General features: G+C 37.9%; 21 protein-coding genes. 20 read left to right on the top strand and 1 reads right to left on the bottom strand.

Annotation, left to right across the window (positions count from 1 at the left end; genetic code table 11):
* The first annotated feature begins 31 nt into the window (after positions 1–31).
* The 20 genes from QZR76_RS01760 (at position 32) to QZR76_RS01855 (ending at position 17,250) form a co-directional block, all read left to right on the top strand.
* On the top strand, positions 32–823 hold the full coding sequence (locus tag QZR76_RS01760; RefSeq protein WP_294139829.1) for an AAC(3) family N-acetyltransferase: 792 nt from the start codon (positions 32–34) through the stop codon (positions 821–823).
* On the top strand, positions 820–1,758 hold the full coding sequence (gene fabD / locus QZR76_RS01765; protein WP_294139830.1) for an ACP S-malonyltransferase: 939 nt from the start codon (positions 820–822) through the stop codon (positions 1,756–1,758). Before QZR76_RS01760 ends, fabD begins: the two co-directional genes overlap by 4 nt.
* Positions 1,755–1,982: a phosphopantetheine-binding protein gene (locus QZR76_RS01770; RefSeq protein WP_294139831.1), complete on the top strand. Its 228-nt coding sequence runs from the start codon at positions 1,755–1,757 to the stop codon at positions 1,980–1,982. Before fabD ends, QZR76_RS01770 begins: the two co-directional genes overlap by 4 nt.
* A complete protein-coding gene (locus tag QZR76_RS01775; RefSeq protein WP_294139832.1) occupies positions 1,982–3,043 on the top strand; it encodes a ketoacyl-ACP synthase III in 1,062 nt (353 codons plus the stop codon). The genes QZR76_RS01770 and QZR76_RS01775 overlap by 1 nt, the downstream gene beginning before the upstream one ends.
* 23 nt (positions 3,044–3,066) lie before the next feature.
* Positions 3,067–3,804 carry an SDR family oxidoreductase gene (locus QZR76_RS01780; RefSeq protein ID WP_294139833.1) on the top strand — a complete coding sequence of 246 codons (738 nt, stop codon included), beginning with the start codon at positions 3,067–3,069 and terminating at the stop codon, positions 3,802–3,804.
* A gap of 7 nt (positions 3,805–3,811) precedes the next feature.
* Positions 3,812–4,435: a sialic acid O-acetyltransferase gene (locus QZR76_RS01785; protein WP_294139837.1), complete on the top strand. Its 624-nt coding sequence runs from the start codon at positions 3,812–3,814 to the stop codon at positions 4,433–4,435.
* Between the two features lie 4 nt (positions 4,436–4,439).
* Positions 4,440–5,078, top strand: a complete 639-nt coding sequence (locus QZR76_RS01790; protein WP_294139838.1) for an MBL fold metallo-hydrolase — start codon at positions 4,440–4,442, stop codon at positions 5,076–5,078.
* 440 nt (positions 5,079–5,518) lie between these two features.
* The gene (locus QZR76_RS01795; protein ID WP_294139839.1) at positions 5,519–6,358 is read left to right on the top strand and encodes a hypothetical protein; all 840 of its coding nucleotides are present in this window, start codon (positions 5,519–5,521) and stop codon (positions 6,356–6,358) included.
* Positions 6,359–6,418: 60 nt separating this feature from the next.
* A complete protein-coding gene (gene wecC / locus QZR76_RS01800; protein ID WP_294139842.1) occupies positions 6,419–7,624 on the top strand; it encodes a UDP-N-acetyl-D-mannosamine dehydrogenase in 1,206 nt (401 codons plus the stop codon).
* 2 nt (positions 7,625–7,626) lie between these two features.
* Positions 7,627–8,772: a UDP-N-acetylglucosamine 2-epimerase (non-hydrolyzing) gene (gene wecB, locus QZR76_RS01805; protein WP_294139844.1), complete on the top strand. Its 1,146-nt coding sequence runs from the start codon at positions 7,627–7,629 to the stop codon at positions 8,770–8,772.
* Between the two features lie 22 nt (positions 8,773–8,794).
* Positions 8,795–9,901 carry a glycosyltransferase gene (locus tag QZR76_RS01810; protein WP_294139846.1) on the top strand — a complete coding sequence of 369 codons (1,107 nt, stop codon included), beginning with the start codon at positions 8,795–8,797 and terminating at the stop codon, positions 9,899–9,901.
* 16 nt (positions 9,902–9,917) lie between these two features.
* Entirely contained in the window at positions 9,918–10,334 is a 417-nt protein-coding gene (locus QZR76_RS01815; RefSeq protein WP_294139847.1) for an FdtA/QdtA family cupin domain-containing protein, read from the top strand.
* Entirely contained in the window at positions 10,318–10,734 is a 417-nt protein-coding gene (locus tag QZR76_RS01820; protein WP_294139849.1) for an FdtA/QdtA family cupin domain-containing protein, read from the top strand. The genes QZR76_RS01815 and QZR76_RS01820 overlap by 17 nt, the downstream gene beginning before the upstream one ends.
* Positions 10,731–11,252 (top strand): acyltransferase, encoded by a 522-nt coding sequence (locus QZR76_RS01825; protein ID WP_294139850.1) that lies wholly within the window; start codon positions 10,731–10,733, stop codon positions 11,250–11,252. Before QZR76_RS01820 ends, QZR76_RS01825 begins: the two co-directional genes overlap by 4 nt.
* A complete protein-coding gene (locus QZR76_RS01830) occupies positions 11,249–12,349 on the top strand; it encodes a DegT/DnrJ/EryC1/StrS family aminotransferase (protein ID WP_294139853.1) in 1,101 nt (366 codons plus the stop codon). Before QZR76_RS01825 ends, QZR76_RS01830 begins: the two co-directional genes overlap by 4 nt.
* Before the next feature lie 89 nt (positions 12,350–12,438).
* Positions 12,439–13,602: a glycosyltransferase family 4 protein gene (locus tag QZR76_RS01835; protein WP_294139856.1), complete on the top strand. Its 1,164-nt coding sequence runs from the start codon at positions 12,439–12,441 to the stop codon at positions 13,600–13,602.
* A gap of 11 nt (positions 13,603–13,613) precedes the next feature.
* The gene (locus QZR76_RS01840; protein WP_294139858.1) at positions 13,614–14,471 is read left to right on the top strand and encodes a GNAT family N-acetyltransferase; all 858 of its coding nucleotides are present in this window, start codon (positions 13,614–13,616) and stop codon (positions 14,469–14,471) included.
* Between the two features lie 44 nt (positions 14,472–14,515).
* Complete coding sequence (locus QZR76_RS01845; protein WP_294139860.1) at positions 14,516–15,367, top strand: polysaccharide deacetylase family protein; 852 nt, start codon at positions 14,516–14,518, stop codon at positions 15,365–15,367.
* A gap of 1 nt (position 15,368) precedes the next feature.
* On the top strand, positions 15,369–16,268 hold the full coding sequence (locus tag QZR76_RS01850) for an NAD(P)-dependent oxidoreductase (RefSeq protein ID WP_294139862.1): 900 nt from the start codon (positions 15,369–15,371) through the stop codon (positions 16,266–16,268).
* A gap of 25 nt (positions 16,269–16,293) precedes the next feature.
* Positions 16,294–17,250, top strand: coding sequence for a glycosyltransferase family 4 protein (locus tag QZR76_RS01855; RefSeq protein ID WP_294139863.1), 957 nt, complete (start codon positions 16,294–16,296; stop codon positions 17,248–17,250).
* A gap of 41 nt (positions 17,251–17,291) precedes the next feature.
* Here QZR76_RS01855 and QZR76_RS01860 read toward each other — a convergent pair whose 3' ends face one another.
* Positions 17,292–18,437: a Wzz/FepE/Etk N-terminal domain-containing protein gene (locus QZR76_RS01860; protein WP_294139865.1), complete on the bottom strand. Its 1,146-nt coding sequence runs from the start codon at positions 18,435–18,437 to the stop codon at positions 17,292–17,294.
* Positions 18,438–18,440: the final 3 nt, after the last annotated feature.

An 18,440-nucleotide genomic window follows, 5' to 3' on the forward strand; every position in this document is an offset into this window, starting at 1 on the left:
GTATGGCCCCTGGATATATAAAAAGAAAATCATGACTGAAGACATTATAGAAGAGATGAAAAAAATGGGGATGAAAAGAGGAAGCAATGTTTTTATTCACTCTTCTTGGGATGAAATGTATAATTATAACGGTTCTGAAGAAAATCTGATTGACGCAATTTTAGAAGTAATCGGACCTGAAGGAACATTAATCATGCCTGCTTTTCCCCTATTACGTAAAGGGAAAATTTTTGATGTAAAAAAGAGTATCACGGGAGCAGGAACATTAGCTGAAACTTTTAGAAGATATCCCGGTGTAAAAAGAAGCATCAATGTCCAACATTCCGTTTGTGCTTTAGGTCCTCAAAGTGATTTCTTACTCGCGGAACACCATTTAGGTGAGTCTTGTTGGGACGAGAAATCTCCTTATTACAGGCTATCTCAAATCGATGCATTAGTTTTTACTCTCGGTCTAAGAAGATATTATATAGGAACAATGCTACACTGTGTGGAATCTGTATTAAGGAAAGAGTATCCTTATTATTCTTCTTTTTATACTCGAGAGCCAGTCAAACATGAATACATAGATATGGATGGTGAGCATAAATGTTATTACTGTTATGATAACAGCTATGTTAGATATAAGCTTTTTGCGACAAAAAAAATGACAAAAAAATATTTTAATGAAGATTGGTACACCTGTTCGCAAGTATCAAACTTAATTATCGGAGTATATCACGCACAAGAGATAATACCTCATTTAATCAACTTGGGGAAAAGAGGAATTGACGTGTATCAAAATTCGACAAAAAGAGGTTATAAATTTGATAAGCAGTTAAAATGAAGAAAGCATTTATATTCCCGGGGCAAGGTTGTCAACGCCAAGGCATGGGTAAGGAACTTTATGATCATTTCCCCCGGGCCAAGGAACTTTTTGAACGAGCCAATGATTACTTCGGCAGACGTATAACCGATGTTATGTTCCATGGAGATGAACTGGAATTAATGGAAACAAAAAATACGCAGCCTGCCGTGTTTGTGTATGAGGTCGCCACGGCTTTAACACAGAATGAAATTCGACCGGATGTCGTTGCCGGACATTCACTGGGAGAATTCGCTGCTTTGGTTGTAAACGGTTGTTTATCCTATGAAGACGGTTTAAATCTTGTGTTGAACAGGGCCTTAATCGGTCAAAAAGTATGCGAAAAATTTGATACCGCCATGGGAGCCGTTATCGGTTTTCCGGATGAATATATTCAAAAGAGATTAAAAGAGATCTCTGAAGAATCCGGTGAACCCATCTATTTTGCGAACTATAACGGCCCCGGTCAGGTAGTCATTACAGGATCGAAGGCAGGGGTAAAAATAGCTTGCAAAACATTCAAAAAGGAAGGAGCCAAAAAAGCTGTTCCTTTAGCCATCGGGGGATCATTCCATTCCCCGTTCATGATTGAAGCGGAAAAAGAATTAGGTAAAATAATCAGAGACACGGAATTTAAGAAACCACGTTGTCCCATTTATCAGTGCGTGGACGGAAAAGCCCACGTTAACCCGAAAGAAATTCAAGATAATCTTATTATTCATATTACTCATTCCGTGTTGTGGACAGATATGGTAAATAACATGGTAAAAGACGGAGTAACGGAATTCTATGAAGTCGGCACGGACGATACGTTACAAAAGATTGTTACCCGCATGTATCCTGATAAAAAAGTAACTTCTCTTTGGGAAATAGAAGAGTATAATAGTATAAATCCATTTAAAGAAAAAGAATTATGAAACTAGAAGAATTTGTACAGTCATTTGCAGAACAATTTGACGACACCCCGGTTGAAAAATTCACACCTGCAACAATCTATAAAGATCTGGGTGAATGGGGTTCATTGGTAGCATTGTCTATTATCGCGATGGTTGATGATGAAATGGGAAAACGCGTTTCCGGGGGAGATTTAAGATCTTGCAAGACCATAGAAGATTTGTATAATTTGATTGAATCCAAGTAATGTCATTTCTTGAGGTCAAAAAAGTAAAAATAGCGGGAATTTCAGCGTGTGTTCCTTCCGATGTAGAAGAGACATTTGATTATGATCTTTTACCGCGAGAGACGCTGGAAAAATATGTAGAATCAGTAGGTGTATTAAAGAGACATCGGGTAAAAGAAAATCAATGTACCTCTGATCTCTGCTGTGAAGCGGCAGAAAAATTGATAACGGATCTGCATTGGGATAAATCAGAAATCGATTTACTGGTATTTGCCTCGCATACAGGAGACTATAAACTTCCGTCCACGTCTTGTACTCTCCAGCATCGTTTGGGTCTACCAACAAATATCATGGCATTTGATATAAACCATGGTTGTTCCGGGTATCTATACGGGTTGAGCATTATCGGTAACCTGATGTCTACCGGATCTTTTAAAAAAGGTCTGCTTCTGGTCGGAAATACGCAATCAAAAAATGTCAGTTATTATGACCAAAGTACTTATTTGATTTTCGGAGACGCGGGAACGGTTACCGCTTTGGAATATCAACCGGACAATTACGACTTAATGAAATTTCATTTCCTCACGGACGGTTCCGAATTCAGCTCCGTGTATATTCCCGACGGAGGATATCGAAATCCTATCACTCCGGACTCTTTTATTATGGAAGAAGACGAAGAGGGAATAAAACGGAACAGAACACATCTAAAAATGAACGGAACAGATGTTTTTTCTTTTGCCAATTCTTACATGCCTAAATCTGTCGGTGCCTTGATGAGTCATTTCGATATAAATAAAGATGATATTGATTTTCTGGTCATGCATCAGGCCAATAAATTTTTATGCGAAAAAATTCGCAAAAAAATAAAGATCCCGTCAGAAAAGGCCCCTTACACGTTTCCCGATTATGGAAACACGAGCGGAGGTTCCATTCCGTTAACAATGACTTTAAAATTAAACCAGCAATTGGCAAAAGAGAACTTAAAATTACTGATGTCGACCATTGGAGGTGGATTTTCCGTGGCATCTGCATACATTGAAACCCAGGGTGATATACATTGTTCTGATCTTGTATATTTATAAATTTACATGAATAACACGTAAACATGAATCCCTTCAATTTACAAAACAAAACAATACTTGTCACGGGGGCCTCGTCGGGAATAGGCAGGGCAACCGCCATAGAGTGTTCGAAAATGGGAGCGTCTCTGATCATTACGGGACGCAATGAATCGCGTCTACGGGAAACAATGAATTTATTAGAGGGGAAAAATCATCAATCCGTGAAGATCGATTTAACTTCCGATGAAGGAATTGAAGCATTATGTAATCATATTGACAAAATAGACGGAGTGGTTTTATGTGCCGGTATTAATGATAAATCGTTAATCAAACATATCAATCGGGATAAAATAAATCAAATGATGAACATTAATTTATTTGCACCGATATTATTAATTCGCTCTCTACTGAAATCAAAGAAATTAAACAAATTTGCTTCCATTGTCATTTTATCATCCATATCCGCTTATTATCCGGCAGTTTCCAACGGATTGTATGCAGCTTCGAAAGGAGCGTTAAATTCGTTTTCTAAAATATTAGCGTTAGAATTGCTACCTCTAAAAGGTAGGGTTAATTGCATCCAACCCGCTTTTGTTGAAACCGAGATGCTAAAAAAATACACACTCCAAGAAGAGATAGAAAAAATCAAAGAAGATTATCCGCTCGGGAGATTCGCCCAACCGGAAGAGATCGCTTATGCCGCCATTTATTTTTTGTCCGATGCGTCTCAATGGGTAACGGGAAATTTCTTTATCATGGACGGTGGATTTACTTTAAGATAAAGGATTTATGAAAAATTTGATCATAATCGGCATAGGAAACTTCAGCAAAATCGTTGAAGAATATGCACGTAAAAGTACAGCGTACAACAAGGAGTGGGTGATAAAAGGATATTTAAAATCAGAATTCGATAAACTGAATGACACTCCAACTCTCGCTTCAACGGTAGAGGAATATGTCATAGAAACAGAAGATGTTTTTATCTGTTCGTACGTGAATGGACAAGAACGGGAGATTGTAACGCAAAAAATAGAGGCGAAAGGCGGACATTTCATCAATATTATTCATCCTTTAGCCAACATTTGTTCTTCCGTCAAATTAGGAAAAGGAAATATCGTGGGAGCCTTTACAACACTATCGGTCAATACGACAATCGGGAATCACACGATTGTACAGGATCACTGTAACGTCGGCCATGACTCTGTGATCGGAAACTACTCGCATCTTTATGTAGGTACACTTGTTAGTGGTAAAAATAGTATCGGAAACGGGGTATCCGTATTCACTGGATCAGTCATTTATCCCGGCTTACAAATCGGGAATAAAGCAACCGTGGGAGCGGGAAGTGTCGTGATGAGAAAAGTAAAAGACAATTCAACCGTACTGGGCAATCCGGCAAAAACAATGGATTAAAGGTGTGATTCAGGTAAAAAGAATAATAAACTCACCCGTCACTTCCAATTGCTATATCGTGTCTCTCCCGAATCTGGATTACTGCATAATAGTGGATCCGGGAACACCCGATCCTGTTTCAATCGTTTCTTTTTGCCGGGAAAATACTTTAAAACCGGAATATGTCATACTGACGCATGAACATTATGACCATTGTATCGGGTATAACGAGTTAAAAAAATATTACCCGAGCATTAAGTTAATGTGCTCGTCGGCATGCGCTAAAAACATTCGGTTACCGGAATGGAATCTTTCCAAGTATGCGGAAAATGTCGTACCGACAAGTCTTCATCAGGCAGATATTCATATTGAAGATACAAATAATCGATTAAATTGGAATAACCATATCATTCGATTCTTTTTGACCAAGGGGCACAGTAAAGGAAGTATCTGTTTTAGTATCGACGATAAATTTTTATTCACGGGAGACACTATCCTACCGGGCTATAAAACGATCACCAAATTAAAAGGCGGTTCAAAAGAAGAGTTATCGGAATCTTTGAACAGGTTATTAAATTACTTCAAGGGTAATGAAAGTGAAATAAAAATTTACCCGGGACACGGAGAGGCTGTTTCGTTCAGAGAAATTAATCATAAAGATTGAACCTTATCATAAATCGAGAAATGTTTGAAAACAAATATAGCAATCTTTGGATTATTCTTTCAATTATTTTATATAGGATAGCGTTAGATTATTCTTATGAACTGGTCATATCAGACACTTTTGCTTACACGGGATTGGGTAATAATTTCAATACAGGTAATTACATTATATCATGGTGTTTTTTATTAACATTTGTGCCGTTTATCATAAACATGAATAAAAACATCACGTATTCTAATTGTGTATTATTATTACTTTCTGCAATATCACTTATCCCTTCCACAACTTTAATAGCTTATTTGAATTTCGATGCGAAGTTTGTTATACTATTATACATTTATTGGTTATGCTTTTTTTCTTATAACGCACTTTTTCCCAAATTTCAAATCAAAACTAATAGCAATAAAAAATTATTTGTCCTGATAAGCCTGCTACTATGCATGAGTGTATTGTATATTTCGTGGAAATACACCGGATTCAGATTCCATTTCGGGCTTAAAGATGTTTATGACCTGAGATTAGAGGCGAGGGAATACAATGTCGGAGCTATAGTTGGTTATTTAGCAACAGCAGCCAATAAATTACTGCCTATTATTTTAATTTATTGTATTTTAAAAAGAAAGAAAATTGCATCAATAGCATTGATTGTTGTTATTCTTCTTAATTTTGGTATAGAAGGTAGTAAAGGTGTTTTATTTTCATTGTTTTTGTGTGTATTAGGTTTCTATTTTTTCAGATATAGACGAACAATATTTGTATTCGGAATGCTTGGTTTAATGAGTGCTTGGAGTATAGTGGAATTCATTTTCCTGAAAAAATTCTTTTTCGGTTTTATCATTTATAGAATGCTGTTAATTCCAAGTCAATTGAATTATTGCTATTATGATTTTTTCAAGGATAATGAACTCGATTTTTTTAGACAAGGTTTCTTAAGACACTTGGGATTCGAGTCTCCATACGAGGGAGGAATTGAATTTTTAATTGGTTCCAGATATTTTAATGATTATGAGACACGGGCAAATAACGGATTATTTACCGATGCCTATTATAATTGTGGTATCATAGGAATATTATTGTTTCCACTGATATTGGTTTTTTTATTAAAATTAATAGAATCCGTATCGAACGGAGTAGATGAAAGATTAATATTTGTTCCTATTTATATGGTCGCATTGGCATTTTTAAGTACGACATTCACAACAGCACTATTGACCCATGGCCTTTTATTGTTGATGTTAATGTTATACTATATTCCCCGGAATAAAGAAAGTTATCGATAATCGATCTCTACCGAATCATTACTGTCGTCTGGATGGTTTAAATTTATATATAAATAATTTATGAAAGCATGTTTTATGGGGTTAGGCTATATTGGCTTACCTACAGCTATTATTGCCGCCAAAAATGGTGTACAAGTAACCGGTGTAGACATCAATCCTCAAGTTGTGGAACTCACCAATAAAGGAAGACTTCATATTATTGAACCCGGACTGGAAGAATACCTTCAAGAAGTCGTTCAAAAAAGACATCTACGAGCTTCTTTGAATCCCGAAGTAAGTGATGCTTACTTTATAGTTGTTCCCACTCCTTTCAAAGGAAATCATGAACCGGATATCTCTTACGTGGAAGCAGCAACCCATGCCGTATTACCTTTCCTAAAAAAAGGAGATTTATATGTTATTGAATCCACTTCTCCGATCGGGACCACAGATAAAATGAAAGAACTAATATTTTCTAAACGTCCGGAATTAAAAGACAACATCTATATTGCCTACTGTCCTGAGCGGGTCCTACCGGGAAACGTGATTTATGAGTTGGTTCACAATGATCGGGTAATCGGGGGTATCAATCCTGAATCTACCGAGAAAGCCTCTGCTTTTTACGATCAATTTGTTCAAGGAAGTTTACATAAAACCAACGCACGTACGGCTGAGATGTGCAAACTAACTGAAAATTCCTCACGAGACGTTCAAATCGCTTTCGCCAACGAGTTATCCTTGATTTGTGATAAAGCCGGGATCAATGTGTGGGAATTAATAGAACTGGCGAATAAACATCCGAGAGTAAACATCCTTCAACCGGGCTGTGGAGTCGGTGGACATTGTATAGCGGTAGATCCTTATTTTATCACGGCTGATTTTCCCATGGAATCCAAAATCATTGCCGATGCACGGGATATCAATAACTATAAATCATTCTGGTGTGCGGAAAAAGTACAAAATGAGATGCTAAAATTCGAATTGAGAAACCATCGTAAACCGGTTGTAGCTATGATGGGACTTGCATTCAAACCTAATATCGACGATCTCAGAGAATCTCCTGCCAAATATATAACCAGCAAAGTAATGCAAAGCTGTAATAACGCCGATATTTTAGTAGTTGAACCTAATGTTCAGGATCATAAAGTATTCAAATTGACTAACTATAAAGAGGCTTACAACAAAGCCGACATTGTTGTTATGCTTGTCGCACACAACGAATTTAAAGAACTGCCTTGGACTGCTCAAAAAGTAATTCTCGATTTTTGCGGAATCTATAAAAAATAAGGATGAAAAAAATAATGCTCGTTTTTGGAACGCGTCCGGAAGCGATTAAAATGGCTCCCTTAGTAAAGAAGTTTCAAAAGTATCCGGAACAGTTCCAGACAATTATTTGTGTTACAGGTCAGCATCGGGAGATGCTGGATCAGGTATTACAAATTTTTGACATAAAGCCGGATTATGATCTGAATATCATGAAACAGGGACAAGACCTGTATGACATAACAGCTCGGGTTCTAACAGGCATGAGGGAAGTATTAAAAGAAGTACAACCGGACGTCGTACTTGTTCACGGAGATACCACAACCTCAACTGCAACAGCCTTGGCTACTTTCTACCAACAAATTGCAGTAGGACATGTTGAAGCAGGATTACGAACACATAATATTTACAGTCCTTGGCCGGAAGAGATAAATCGGCAGATCACGGGAAGAATCGCAACCTATCATTTTGCTCCGACTTCATTGAGTAGACAAAATCTATTATTGGAAGGGATACAAGAAAAAGCAATCACTGTAACGGGTAATACTGTGATCGATGCCTTATACATGGTAGTTGAAAAAATAAAAAAAGATACAGCTCTAAGCTCTCAATTAAAATTGTCTCTACAAAATAGTGGTTATGATGTGGAACGGTTAAAAGACAATCGTCGTCTGGTTTTAATAACCGGCCATCGTCGGGAGAATTTCGGGGAAGGTTTCATTCATATGTGCAACGCAATAAAAACTTTGACGGAAAAATACCCTCAGATAGATTTTGTCTATCCCATGCACCTGAACCCGAATGTACGTAAACCCATTCACGATATTTTCGGTTCAGAGCAATTATCCAACATGTTTTTTATCGAACCGTTGGAATACCTGTCTTTTGTTTACCTCATGGAAAAAAGTACTGTCGTACTCACGGATAGCGGTGGCATACAGGAGGAGGCTCCAGGGTTGGGAAAACCCGTTTTGGTAATGCGGGACACGACAGAAAGACCTGAAGCAGTAGATGCAGGAACTGTAAAATTAGTTGGGACTGATTATGAAAAAATTATTTATGAAGTATCCAGACTATTAGACGACCCGACCTACTATAATCAAATGAGTAAAGCTGTAAATCCTTACGGGGATGGAGAAGCATGCGAGCGAATTATAGATAAATTAAAGTAAAAATAATTATCATTAAACAATAATGAGAATTTGTCATTTGACCGTAGCGCATGGACGTTATGATGCACGTATATTAAAAAGAGAGTGTTACAGCCTAAATAAAGCCGGTCATGAGGTAATATTACTATGCGCGGACGACAAACCGGATGAGGTTTTAAACGGTGTTAAAATTGTCTCGTGGGGTAAAAAAGTTTTATCTAAATTTCAACGTGCAAAATTATTATTATTCCCGAGAGATTTTGCGAAAGATGCATTAAAGCAAAATGCTGACATTTACCAATTTCATGATTTGGAATTAATCGCATTGGGATTGTATTTAAAAAAAAGAGGGAAAAAAGTAATTTTCGATGCTCATGAAAACTGGGAAGCTTACATAACAGAGATAAATTTTTTACCGAAATTTCTTTCTGAAATTTTATCAAAGAAGTTGACCTTTTTCTATAAAAAGCATTTGAATGATTTTGATGCGGTCTTTACAGTCTCTCCCAATATGGTAACCAATCTGAAGCAATATTCAGATCATGTATATTTTGTTCCTAACTATCCGATAATAACTCATTTGCACGAGATAAACCGTAAGAAAGATCAGATTTTTATATATGCCGGAACAGTATACGGAATGAGTAATCAGAAACAAATTCTGCAAGCCCTTGATTATGTACCGGAAGCTATGTATACAATCGTGGGTAAAATCAATCCTGAGTTAAAAAAACAACTTCAAACCATGCCTGCCTCCGACCGCGTTTCATTCATAGACTGGGTCTCCAAAACAGAATTGGATCAATATTATTCTAAAGCAATTGCAGGAGTTGTCGTTTTTGATTATGTCGGAATATGTTGCTATACCGAAGGACAGTTGGGATCAAATAAGATTTTCGAATACATGGCCATGGGATTACCTGTAATTTGTACCGATTTTAGATTGTGGAAAGAGTTGATTATCGACAAATATCACTGTGGAATATGTGTACCACCAGGAAATAGTGAGACTATTGTCCAAGCCATGCAATATATTCTAGATCATAAAGATGAAGCCTATCAAATGGGAAAAAACGGACAAAAAGCAATTTTGGAAGAGTTTAATTGGGGAAAATACGAGAAAGAATTTTTGCTAAGATACAACGATTAAGTAATGATTTTATATTATGCCGTTAAATAACGTAGAGATCATACATCTCCCTCAATTTTTAGATAATAGAGGGAATTTATCTTTTATAGAACAAAGGAAACATATTCCTTTTGATATAAAACGTTCCTATTGGATATACGATGTCCCAGGGGGACAGATTCGAGGAGGACATGCTTATCGTAAAAACGAGGAATTTATTGTGGCATTATCTGGAAGTTTTGATGTCGTTTTAGATGACGGATGCGAAAGAAAGACCTTCTCCTTAAATCGTTCCTATTTCGGATTATATGTTCCCAAATGTATTTGGAGACAAATGCAAAACTTTTCAACAAACTCCTTAGCGTTGGTATTAGCGTCAACTCCATTTGATGTGAATGATTATATCTATGATTACGAATTATTTAAATCATTATCAGATGAAGAAAGAGAGTAGAGTTTACGACTGTACGATTATCGAGCTGGATAAACATCATCAGGAGAGGGGAAACATTTCCGTTGTTGAGAATAACAAAACTATTCCCTTTGCAATTAAACGAGCTTACTATTTATATGATATTCCGGGAGGAGAGTCGAGAGGAGGACACGCTCATAAAAATTTGTATCAGTTGATTATTGCGGCAAGCGGTAGTTTTAATGTTACGCTTGATGACGGGGATGTTAAGCGCACGTTCACTTTGAACCGCCCCTATCAAGGGTTATTAATCGTTCCGGGAATCTGGAGAACGTTGGATGACTTTTCCTCTGGTTCAGTCTGTTTGGTCTTGGCTTCAATGGAATATGACGAAATGGATTACATAAGGAACTATCAAGAATTTTTAAATCTTAAGAAATGAGCTTTATTCACCATTTATCCGATGTACAGTCCAAAAGAATAGGAGAGGGAACAAAAATATGGCAATACTGTGTCGTGCTTCCCAATTCGATTATCGGAGAAAATTGTAATATTTGCGCGCACGTGCTAATCGAAAATGAAGTACAAATAGGAAATAATGTTACAATAAAATCGGGTGTACAACTTTGGGACGGAGTAATCGTGGAAGATCACGTTTTCATTGGCCCTAATGTTACATTTACAAATGATTTATTTCCTCGTTCCAAAATTTATCCTCCTGTGTTTATAAAAACATACTTAAAAAAAGGATGCAGTATTGGGGCCAATACCACTATTATAGCAGGGGTAGTGATCGGTGAATATGCATTTGTTGGAGCGGGAAGTGTTGTTACAAAAGATATTCCCGCTAATACGGTCTGGTATGGGAATCCTGCAAGACAAAAAGGATACATGACAAATGACGGAATTCTTTTAGATATGAAGATGAAGGATAAAAACGGGAAACAATACAAAATATGATTAAGTTTTTAGATTTACAAAAAATAACGGCTAAGTATCAGGGAGAAATTCAGGAAGCTGTTAATCGAGTGATAGATTCCGGTTGGTATTTGCAGGGAAAGGAAAACGAAGAATTTGAAACAAATTACGCCCGATACATAGGAACGAAATATTGTGTCGGTTGTGCGAATGGATTAGATGCATTGATTTGGATATTTCGGGCTTACATAGAAATGGGAATCATGCATTCCGGCGATGAAATTATTGTTCCTGCAAATACTTATATCGCTTCCATGTTAGCGATTACGGAAAACGGTTTAAAACCGGTATTGGTAGAACCTGATATCGAAACTTACCAAATAGACGATACAAAAATAGAAGCCGCAATCACGAAAAAGACAAAAGCGATTCTGATCGTTCACCTGTATGGCCAATGTGCCTATTCCGAGCGAATCGGAGACCTTTGTAAAAAATATAGGCTGAAATTAATTGAAGATAACGCCCAAGCTCATGGATGCCGGTTTAACGGTAGAAAAACAGGTTCGTTAGGAGATGCCAGCGGTCATAGTTTTTACCCGGGTAAAAACTTAGGGGCATTAGGAGATGCAGGTGCTATTACGACAAATGATAAGGAATTAGCTGAAGTCGTCAGAGCTTTGGCCAATTACGGATCAAGTCAAAAATACATCTTCAAATATACAGGACGGAATAGCCGGTTGGACGAAATTCAAGCTGCCGTACTAAATGTAAAATTAAAATACCTGGATCAAGATGTTGCAACCCGAAAACAAGTAGCCCGAAATTATATTGAGAATATTAAAAATCAGAGAATTATTCTTCCGATCATAAAAGATTGGGATGCCCATGTGTTTCATTTATTTCCAGTCCGTTGTAAACACAGGGACGAACTTCAACAATATCTTACTCGAGAAAGAATTCAAACTATCATCCATTATCCTATCCCTCCACACAAACAGGAGTGTTATAAAGAATGGAATAATTTATCATTTCCCGTAACCGAACAAATTCATAGGGAAGAACTAAGCCTACCGATAAGTCCTATTATAACTGAACAAGAAATACATACGGTTGTTAAAACTGTGAACTCTTTCAAGTAATGGAACAGAAAAAAACTGTTTGGTTAGTTTGCGTAAACGCCCAGCCCCCAGAGTCGGATACTCATTTAAGACACCAAAAATTCGCAGAAATGTTAATAAAAAAAGGGTATCATGTTATCATTTTTGCAGGTAGTTTTTTACATTACAATAAATCAAACTCAATCAATAATTCTCAAAAATATATCCTATCAAAATACGGGGACAAACAATACATTTTCATAAAAACCCCCTCTTACACTTCCAATGGACTAAAACGAATATTTTCTATTTTTTTATTTGCATGGAGATTATTATGTTACAGGAAGAAGTTTCCCCAACCTGATATTGTAATACATAACTTAAGAGTCCCTTTCGATTTTCCCGTATATGTTGCTGCCCGAAAGTTAAAAGCCAAATATGTGACAGAAGTATGGGATTTATGGCCAGAAGATTTTGTTGCTACCGGACTGATGAAACAGAGTCATCCATTTATAAAGATAGCGTATCAAATAGAAAGATTTCTTTACGAGAAAGCTGATCGATTGATATTTACCATGGAGGGAGGGAAAGATTATATATTAAGCAAGGGTTGGGATACGGAACACGGTGGAAAAGTAAATATCGATAAATACAATTACATCAATAACGGCATTGATTTAGATGAATTCGAATATAACAAAAAGAACTACATCATAAAAGATCATGATTTATCCGATAACTCTTATTTTAAAGTCGTTTATTTAGGTTCAATACGATTAGCCAATAATGTACAACAGTTAATAGATGCCGCTGCCTTTCTCCGGGATAATTCTAAAATCAAATTTCTGATATACGGAGACGGAGACGAAAGAGAAAGGTTAATAGAACATTGTAAAAAGCATAAAATAAATAACGTCATTTTCAAAGAAAAGTGGGTCGACATAAAATATGTCCCCTATATTTTATCGTGCAGTTCCCTTAACTTAATGAATTATAAAAAAGTAGAATCTCAAAAATACGGGGGAAGTCAAGGTAAATTATTTCAGTATTTGGCGAGTGGTAAACCGATTCTATCCAATAACGTGATGGGATACGATATCGTAAATAAATATAAAGCGGGAATATCTAAAAATATAAGTAACGCCCAAGAATATGCGGAAATTATTAATGAATTTGCATTGTTAGATAAAGAAGAGTACAATGTGTTATGTAACAATGCACTTAATGCCGCTCAGTTTTTTGATTACAAATATTTATTCAAAGATTATTTTAAACTTATAAATGAATTATCATAAAGATACTCTCTATGGAATATCAAATCAAGCGATTACTTTTTGATGACGGCATAGAATCATTACAAAAAGTGGTCGATTTACAGAATATTGTTTATGCCGGTTCCAATCACGAGTTCTCGGTTGACGGCTTTAAGCATTTGTACGTGGATAATCCTTCAGGAAAGGTGATCTCTTTTAACGCTTTTCATGGCAACGATCTTGTCGCTCATTACGCTTGTATCCCTATAAAAATGAATATCGCCGATAAGCTCGTTCTCGGTTTATTGGATATTGCGACGGTAACACATCCTGATCATCGAGGGAAAGGCCTTTTCAAAACTTTGGCTCAAACGACATTTGATTACGCGAAAGAAAACAGTTACGGATTTATTTTAGGTGTTGCTAACGCGAATAGCATACACGGCTACATGAAATATTTCAATTTCACGTTGGTCTCTAAACTAATGGTAAAATATGGCTGGGGAACAGACATAAAATCTGCTTCGGACAAGACTTATAGCGTTTACTGGGACGAAGAGTTGTTAAACTGGAGGTTGAGTAAGCAGGAATACGCTATCAATAAAACCTCTATCGTCGGAAAAACAAATTTCTACAAATTCCGAAATGTCCTGGGGATAAAAACATTCATGGGTGTTTTCCCGGAGAAATTGCTGGCCAGGTTGAATTTAAAAAAATCCAATAATTTTTTAAGACCATTAAATCTTTACGTGGGACTGGGGGCCGATTTAAAAAATGGACATTATTTCAGCATCCCCGGTTTTATTAAGCACTCTCCTTTCAATTTAATCTTCATGGATTTAACGGGCGACCTACCCCCGGTCACGAAAGATAATATCTTTTTTCAGCTGATCGATTTTGACGTGGCGTGATCCTCGTTTGCCACCTGGTATAACCTTTTTATCACTTTATTATAATGAACGTTCTGACCTTCGATATAGAGGACTGGTATTGTCATGATAATTACTCTCAAAACATGGATTGGGATAAACATGAAGTTAGAATACACGAGCCCCTGGAGAGAATATTGTCTGAATTGGAAGAGAAAGGGGTGAAGGGAACTTTCTTCTGTCTGGGATGGCTCGCGCGAAAGCATCCTGAGGTGATCCGGATGATTCATGAAAAAGGACACCATGTCGGTTGTCACTCTTACCAGCATGAATTGGCGTTACGATTAGATTATAAAGCGTTCAAAGCTAACACGCGTGAAGCGAAAGCCCTGCTGGAAGACATTACTGGCGAACCCGTGGACGCATTCAGGGCTCCCTCTTTTTCCGTCACGAGACAAAACCTGTATGTTTTCGAGGCCCTCGCGGAACTGGGATTCAAGTACGATTGCTCGATATTTCCCGCGGACCGGGAATTCGGGGGATTAAAAGAATACGGGGAAGGTATTCCCGGAATTATAAACGTTAACGGTTACAAATTGAAAGAATTTCCGATGAACGTGTATCGTTTTCTTGGTAAGGATATCATTTTTTCCGGGGGAGGTTATTTCCGGGTATTACCTTACAGGTTAACGAGGTATTTCATGCAACACAGTGATTACGTGATAAATTACTTTCACCCGAGCGATTTTGACCCGGAACAACCAAGAATGAAACACTTGCCCTTGACGCGTCAAATCAAAAATTCAATAGGCTTGAGAGGAGCTTTTAAAAAATATCAAAAACTAATCCGGGATTTTGACTTCATCGATATCCGTCAGGCCGATGCCTTGATAGATTGGGATAAAGCAAAAACTTTCGATATCAAAACACAAGGGTAATATGAACAGTCTACTTTTCACGGGAGCTTCCGGTTTTTTAGGAAACGAGATACGTCCTTTATTATCGACGAGATACGAGATAGAGACAGTAGGGCTAACCCCTGTCGATAATTATACGGTCGATCTGGCCAAAGCAATTCCCGCCTTGGCTAAAAGGTACGACGTGGTATTGCATGCGGCCGGTAAAGCACACGTCATTCCCGGGACGGAAAAGGAAAAACGGGAATTTTACGAGGTTAACCTTCAAGGCACGAGGAATTTATGTGAGGCGTTGGAAAAAGCGGGAGTACCCGGGTCATTTGTATTTATCAGCACGGTGGCCGTTTACGGTTGCGAATCGGGAGAGTCTATCGGTGAAGAACACCCGTTAAACGGGGATACTCCTTACGCCGATAGTAAAAAACAGGCGGAAGCTTATCTACAGGACTGGTGTGCGAGGCATAAAGTAGTGTTAACTATTCTTCGTCCATCCCTGTTGGCGGGGAAAAATCCCCCGGGAAACCTGAGATTCATGATAGAGGGGATTAGAACCGGACGTTATTTAAGTATTGCCGGGGGGAAAGCCCGTAAGAGCGTGTTGATGGCGGAGGATATCGCCAGGTTATTGTTCCTGGCCGTCGATAAAGGCGGCGTGTACAACGTGTGCGATGACGAGCACCCGAGTTTCCGGCAACTGGAAAAAACAATCTCGGCTCAATTGGGCAAAAAATTACCCGTGAACATACCTTACTGGTTGGCTAAAACTCTGGCGTTAACGGGAGATTGTCTGGGTAATAAAGCCCCGATCAATTCCTCAAAATTAGACAAGATAACGAAGTCGTTGACTTTCAGTAACGAGAAAGCCAAAAAAGAGTTAGGTTGGGAACCGTTGAACGTGTTGGAGCATTTTAAAATTCATTAATTTTTCTTCAGGTTTGATCCCCATCATGTATTATTTTTTAGTTTTTGTCTTGTTACTGGCGGTCGAGTTAACCTATTTCCGGTTAGCGGATCGATTCAATATTATTGATAAGCCGAACGAGAGGAGCTCGCATACACGTGTTACCCTACGGGGAGGCGGAATTATATTCTATTTCGGAGTCTTGTTTTACTTCCTTACAAACCGTTTTGAATACCCGTGGTTCGTAACCGGGCTGACCCTGATAACCATCGTGAGTTTTATCGATGACATTCATTCCGTGTCCAAAAGGGCACGTTTAGCGATACACGTCACGGCCATGCTACTCTTGTTCTACCAGTGGGGACTTCTTACTTTGCCCTGGTGGTATATCCCGATCGCCTTGATCTTCTGCACGGGAATAATCAACGCGTACAATTTCATGGACGGTATTAACGGCATTACCGGGGGGTATAGTCTGGTCGTACTCGGGTCGTTACTCTACATCAACGAATACCGGGTAAACTTTGTAGAACCGTCGTTACCATGGATCGTGATCATCGCCCTGACGGTATTCAATATTTTTAATTTCCGGAAGAAGGCAAAATGTTTTGCCGGGGATGTCGGGTCAGTCAGTATAGCGTTTATTATTTTATTCCTGCTGGGAAAGTTAGTTATACAAACGCGTGATCTCAGTTACATCATTTTGTTGGTCGTGTATGGTGTGGACAGCGTGCTCACTATCGTTCACCGGCTTCTGTTACATGAAAACATCAGTCTTCCCCACCGAAAACATCTGTATCAATTGATGGCAAACGAACTTAGAATCCCTCACACCGTCGTTTCCGGATTCTATATGTTACTTCAAAGCATCATATGTATAGGTTATATATATTGCGAAGATTACGGATACCGATATCTCATAAGTATGATTTTGATTCTAAGTTGTGGGTATATATGGTTTATGAAAAAGTATTTCAGATTACATTCTATAAAACAAAAATAAAAAAGCCAACAAAAAAGCAGACTTAAAAGTCTGCTTTTTTGTTATTCTTTAACGATCCGCTTTAATTTCTCGCTCCCTGTAAGTTCTGAAACAAAAGGCAATCCCAACACCACGCCGATACCGGCAAATCCTCCCAAAAAAGTAAATAAGATACAAATCAAAGCTCGCTTAGGCTTGGACCGTTCATTGGGAATAACCACCGGATCTACGACCGTCAATATGGGAGTCGTCTCTTTTACGGCAATCTTAGCCTGTTCCAATTGTTTAGCCAACTCATTGTAAACATTATTAGCCAAGGTATACTCTGCCGTCAATCTCTCCTCTTCAATCTTAGCCATGGCCGAAGAGAAATTTTTATTACGATCCTGAAAACGGGCCAACTCTTTCTGTTTCTCTTCAAAATCATTCTTGGTCTCGTTATAACGATCCTCGACAAACTTCAAATTAGAAGCCACTTTTTCTAATTTAAACTCCGTGATATATTTCTGTAACAAAGCCTGTGCCTGTTGAGCCAATTGAGCTACAGCAAGCGGTTCCGGCAATTCCGCAGATAGTTGGACATATCCGTCTTTATCATTGACATTAAGAGAGATGATATCTTTCAATTTTTTAGATACTTCCAATTCATCTTTTGTCATATACTGAATCAGAGAGTTTGCCCCTGTCGGTACGATAGAAGTCGTATCCTTCCCACGAATCGCTTCCATAATAACTCCCGGTAAACCAATTGTATATTTCTTAATAAAACCTATCAAACTGAATTTTTCATAGGTGTCATTGGTATAATAATCAAAAAGTGTTACCGGATGATCAATTTCCTCAAAAGTTAAAGCCGTATTCATCAACTCTTTTTGAAAAGGTACACTAGCTATAATTTTCGGATAAATCTTAGGAGAGAGCACCTCTCCTCCATTCATACTTCCTAAATTAATGCCGACCATGGATGCCAATCCGCTCAAGTTTCCCGATACATTCTTTTCTCCGGACTGGGGTACCAAAGTACTACCGGCAGTATATACCTTAGGGCTAAAGAGAGCCACTAAAACTCCAAGTATCATAAAACAAACCGTTACTTTCAAAATCAACTTCCTGTTTCTCCACAATTTACGGATCACCTCGACCAGATCTATCTCTTGTTCCTCAGGACGTACTTTATTTTGTTGTGGTATTGCTTCGTTCTGTTCCATATC

It is taken from the genome of uncultured Sanguibacteroides sp., from assembly GCF_900543425.1.
Lineage (GTDB): Bacteria > Bacteroidota > Bacteroidia > Bacteroidales > Marinifilaceae > Gabonibacter.